This is a genomic window from Herbaspirillum sp. UBA812, assembly GCF_002296545.1.
GTDB classification, from domain to species: Bacteria; Pseudomonadota; Gammaproteobacteria; order Burkholderiales; family Burkholderiaceae_D; genus Herbaspirillum; species Herbaspirillum huttiense.
This window is the reverse complement of the sequence record NZ_DBIC01000335.1, coordinates 1-4,073: the sequence shown is the minus strand read 5'-3', so window position 1 is coordinate 4,073 and position 4,073 is coordinate 1. Positions and strand designations below refer to the sequence as shown.

The 4,073-nt window shown below is 62.3% G+C and carries 5 protein-coding genes; 4 read left to right on the top strand and 1 reads right to left on the bottom strand.

The annotated features are described in order from the left end of the window. Positions 1-407: substrate-binding domain-containing protein (locus B3873_RS22670; protein ID WP_286869203.1), on the top strand; the 407-nt coding region annotated here is incomplete at its 5' end. Positions 408-549: 142 nt separating this feature from the next. After that, positions 550-1,416 carry an amidohydrolase family protein gene (locus B3873_RS22665; protein WP_134221523.1) on the top strand — a complete coding sequence of 289 codons (867 nt, stop codon included), beginning with the start codon at positions 550-552 and terminating at the stop codon, positions 1,414-1,416. A gap of 54 nt (positions 1,417-1,470) precedes the next feature. Here the strand turns inward: B3873_RS22665 and B3873_RS22660 are convergent, their stop codons facing one another. After that, positions 1,471-2,079, bottom strand: coding sequence for a TetR/AcrR family transcriptional regulator (locus tag B3873_RS22660; protein WP_039789084.1), 609 nt, complete (start codon positions 2,077-2,079; stop codon positions 1,471-1,473). A gap of 224 nt (positions 2,080-2,303) precedes the next feature. Between B3873_RS22660 and B3873_RS22655 the strand changes: the two genes are divergently transcribed. Together B3873_RS22655 and B3873_RS22650 are read left to right on the top strand one after the other, a co-directional pair. Further along, positions 2,304-3,614: an NAD(P)/FAD-dependent oxidoreductase gene (locus B3873_RS22655; protein WP_286869202.1), complete on the top strand. Its 1,311-nt coding sequence runs from the start codon at positions 2,304-2,306 to the stop codon at positions 3,612-3,614. Beyond that, positions 3,611-4,073 (top strand): DUF1365 domain-containing protein (locus B3873_RS22650; RefSeq protein WP_286869201.1); only part of this gene is annotated, 463 nt, incomplete at its 3' end. The genes B3873_RS22655 and B3873_RS22650, both read left to right, overlap by 4 nt.

Genomic DNA, 4,073 nt, shown 5'->3' with positions numbered 1-4,073 from the left:
CCAACTATCCCAAGATCAAGGTGGTCAGCGTGCAATACGGCGCGGGCGACCAGCTGAAGTCGACCGAGGTCACCAAGTCCATCCTGCAAGCCTATCCCAAGATCAAGGGCATCTTCGGTACCAACGAAGGCTCGGCCATCGGCGTGGTCAATGGCGTCAAGGAGATGAAGCGCAAGATCATCATCATCGGCTATGACTCCGGCAAGCAGCAGAAGGATGCGATCCGCGACGGCGTGATGGCCGGTGCCATCACCCAGAACCCGGTGGGTATCGGCTACAAGACCGTGGAAGCGGCGGTCAAGGCGATCAAGGGCGAGAAGCTGCCCAAGGTCATCGATACCGGCTTCTACTGGTACGACAAGAGCAACATCGACGATCCGAAGATCAAGGAAGTGCTGTACGACTGATCCGGTCTGGTGTTCTGCGGTTTCCCCGGAGTGATCCGGGGAAATCCTTAAGTTTCCGCTTTCCCGTTTCTAAGTTTTCATCCAGAAAAAACTAAGAGATGCGGAAACGCTTCATTCTCCTCCTCCCTCCCGAGACCGCGCCATGAAACCCCTTCGCATCGACGCCCATCAGCATTTCTGGCGCTATCGCGCCGACGACTATCCCTGGATCGGCAAGGGCATGGAACTGCTGGCCTGTGATCGTCTGCCAGGGCAGCTGCATCCGGTGCTGGATGCCGAAGGGCTGCATGCCTCCATTGCGGTGCAGGCCCGCGTGGGACGTGAAGAAACCGGCTTCCTGCTGGACCTGGCGCGCGCTGATCGCCGCATCGCCGGCGTGGTGGGCTGGGAGGATCTGTCCTCGCCGCACCTGGCTGCCAACGTGGCGCAATGGGGACGGGACAAGCTGGTCGGCTTCCGTCATCAGATCCAGGATGAAGCCGACGTCACGGCCTTCGTCGAGGCCCCCGCCTTCAATGCCGGCATCAAGTGGCTGCAGCAGCAGGGCCTGGTGTATGACGTGCTGATCCATGCCCGGCAGATGGCCGAGGTGCAGGCCTTCTGCGCACGCCATGACCGCCACTGGCTGGTGCTGGATCACCTGGGCAAGCCAGCCCTGGTGGATTTCGGGCGAAGTGAAGCTTCCTTCAATGGATGGAAGCGCCAGCTGCGCGCACTGGCCGCCATGCCGCATGTGGCCTGCAAGTTGTCGGGGCTGGTCACCGAGGCGGATTGGCTGCGCGGATTGCGACAGAAGGATTACGACAATATTGCCCTGTGCCTGGATACGGCGCTGGAAGCCTTCGGGCCGCAGCGCCTGATGTTTGGCTCGGACTGGCCGGTGTGTCTGCTGGCGGCGTCCTATGCGACGGTGGCGGGCGTGGTCCGCGAGTGGGCGGCCACGCGCCTGTCGGCAGCGGAACAGGAGCAGCTATGGGGCGGGACCGCAGCGCGCTGCTACGGTTTGTAATACCGCAGAGCAGAAAAGGGCGGGTGCCGCCGCTGGCCGCGGCGCGCCTGCCCTTTACTTCGTGAAGCCGTTGAAGGCCACGTGCAGCATGTATTTCACGATCTCGTCGGTACTCATCTTGCTGAACTTCTGCAGGTAATCCACGGCCGGGTCACAGGTGCGGGCGTAGTAGCTGTACAACACCACATCACTGGGCAGGGCAGCATCGATCTCGCCGTTTTTCTGCGCATCCTTCACCAGCTTTTCCAGTTGCCCGTTCAGCTTGAGCACGCGCATGACGTATTTCACGTTGCGCATGAGCATCTCGCGCACATGCGCGCTGGTCGAGGGCAGGAAGGGCAGGCCGCCTTCCAGGCGCACCCGCAGCGCCCATTCGAGCATCGCTTCGAGCTTGCCGCGCGGGCTGGGAATCGGCTCCAGCTGCGCCAGCTGGTCGATCGCCCCATCGACGAGACGGATCATGGTCTCGCCGATCAGCTCTTCCTTGGACTTGAAATGCTTGTACAGGCTGGGCTTGGAGATGCCCACTGCACCGGCCACGTCGTCCATGGTCATCAGGTCATAGCCCTTGCTGCCCAGTACGGACGTGGCGGCATCCAGGATGGCGTTCTCCCGTAATTTGTAGGCTTGGTCCTTGAAGCTCAGTTTGCCGAAAATACTCATTGGTAGCTTAAGTTACTAATTAGTAGATTTTATTTTTCTTTGGTAGTAATCTTAGCACCTAAATCAAGGATGAATAGCAAATAAGCGGCGCGAGCGGCCAAAAAGGTCCGCGGCAAGCGCCGCCCCGGTCACCAAAGCAGCACGGGCCAGCAGGGCAGGGAAACATTCCCATGGACTGGCAACGGCAGAACTTCAATAACAAAGACATAGGCGGGCAAGTTTTCATGAATCCAAACGCATCAGCCATCGAGCAGGGCACAGGACAGCGCATCGCCGTCATCGGGGCCGGTATTTCCGGCCTGGCGAGCGCCTACCTGCTGGCGCGCAAGCATCAGGTCGTGCTGTTCGAGTCCGCCCCGACGCTGGGCGGCCATGCCAATACCGTGGAGATCGCGCCGGAGGGCGTCCCCTTCCCGGTCGATACCGGGTTCCTGGTCTTCAATGACTGGACCTATCCCAACCTGATCGCGCTGTTCGAGGAGCTGAAGGTCGAGACCTACGATACCGACATGTCCTTCGGCGTGTCGATGGATGAAGGCAGTTTCGAATGGGCCGGCACCAATCTGGATACCGTCTTCGCCCAGCGCAAGCGCCTGCTGCAGCCGTCCTTCCTGGGCATGTTGCGCGACATCCTGCGCTTCAATCGTAGCGCGCACGCCAACCTGGCCGCCTGCGAGGGGCGTCCGGTGACCTTGCGGCAGTTGCTGGAAGAGGGCGGCTATGGCGTCCTGTTCGGTGATGCCTATCTGATCCCGATGGCGGCGGCGATCTGGTCCAGCTCGCCCTCGGACATTCTCGATTTCCCGGCGGCGACTTTCCTGCGCTTCTGCATCAATCACGGCCTGCTGCAGGTCAACAACCGTCCGCGCTGGCGCACCGTGCGCGGTGGTTCGCGCGAATACGTGCGCCGCATCGCCGCCACCCTGGACGATGTGCGCCTGGGTAGCCGTCTCACCAGCGTCACCCGCAACGAGCAGGGCGTGCTGGTGCGCAGTGGTGGTGCCGAGCCGCGCGAGGAACAGTTCGACGCGGTGGTCTTCGCCACCCACGCACCGCAGACCCTGGCGCTGCTGCAGGACGCCACCATTGAAGAACATCAGGTGCTGTCGGCCGTGCGTTATCAGGCCAATACCGCCTGGCTGCACAGCGACGTCTCGCTCATGCCGCAGCTGGACAAGGTCTGGTCGGCCTGGAATTACCTTGGTTCGCGCCACAGCGATGGCAGCCGCGCGGTGTGCGTGAGCTACTGGCTCAACCGCCTGCAGGACCTGCCCTGCAAGACCGACATCGTGCTCACCCTGAATCCGCCCCAGCCGCCCAGCCCGGCGACGGTGATGGGCCGTTTCGATTACGAGCATCCGGTCTTCGACCAGCCCGCCATCGATGCCCAGCGCCGCCTGCCGGAGATCCAGGGCAAGCACCGCGCGTGGTTCGCAGGTGCGTGGACCGGTTACGGCTTCCATGAAGATGGCCTGAAATCCGCCTTGCGCGTGATCAGGGACTTCGGCGTGACGCCGGATTGGGCTGCGCTATGAACACTTCGCAGACCTCCCGCACCGACGCGCCCGCGCTGTTGTTGAGCGGGCAGGTGATGCATCAGCGTTTGCGTCCGGTGCTGCACAAGTTCGTCTATCCGGTGTTCTGCGTGCGCCTCGATCTGGCGCGCCTCAACGAAGCGGGCAATGCCTGGTTCGGCGTGGATCGCCGCCGCCTGATGTGCGTGCGCACGCGCGACTATGGTCCGCGCGATGGCAGCGATCTGGCCAGCTGGGTGCGCGGTCATCTGCAACAGGCCGGGCTGCCGCACGATGGCGCGATCTGGCTGCAGACCTTTCCGAGGCTGTTCGGCTTCGTGTTCAATCCGGTCAGCTTTTTCCTGTGCCATGACCGTGAAGGTCAGCTGCGGGCGGTGCTGGCCGAGGTCAACAACACCTTTGGCGAGACCCAGCACTACCTGCTGCCGGCACCCGGACAGGGTGTCATCGATGAGCACA

Coding starts and splice junctions, on each gene's coding strand:
- B3873_RS22665 (WP_134221523.1), top strand. CDS start 550: ATGAAACCCCTTCGCATCGACGCCCATCAGCATTTCTGGCGCTATCGC.
- B3873_RS22660 (WP_039789084.1), bottom strand. CDS start 2,079: ATGAGTATTTTCGGCAAACTGAGCTTCAAGGACCAAGCCTACAAATTA.
- B3873_RS22655 (WP_286869202.1), top strand. CDS start 2,304: ATGAATCCAAACGCATCAGCCATCGAGCAGGGCACAGGACAGCGCATC.